This is a genomic window from Salmonella sp. SAL4457 (assembly GCF_046548235.1).
GTDB lineage: Bacteria > Pseudomonadota > Gammaproteobacteria > Enterobacterales > Enterobacteriaceae > Salmonella > Salmonella enterica.
Genome location: NZ_JBGDZO010000374.1, coordinates 1 through 278 on the forward strand (window position 1 = coordinate 1; position 278 = coordinate 278).

Below are 278 nucleotides of genomic sequence, written 5' to 3' on the forward strand. Positions count from 1 at the left end.
GTACGAGGCGGCGACGGCGATCAGCAGCGACAGGCCGGTGATCGGCAGGTCGTAGCGCAGGGCGATCGGCGCGTGGAACGCGAGCATGGCGACGAAATGCGTGGCCCAGATGCCGCTGCCCAGGCAGAACGCCCCGATCCATTGCCAGAGGCGCGGGTGGCTCAGGCTGTTGCCGACCCTCTCGACCATGTCCAGTGCCGTGTACCCGGCGAGGCAGGCGACGAGGAAGGCGAGCGCCACCAGCGACGGCGAATAGGTGCAGTTCTGCAGCACGTAGC

Annotated in this window: 1 protein-coding gene; it reads right to left on the reverse strand. The window is 68.3% G+C overall.

Going from position 1 to position 278, the window contains the following annotated elements; genetic code table 11:
• Window positions 1-278 (reverse strand): MHYT domain-containing protein (locus ACLJNW_RS24705; protein WP_410961288.1); only part of this gene is annotated, 278 nt, incomplete at both ends.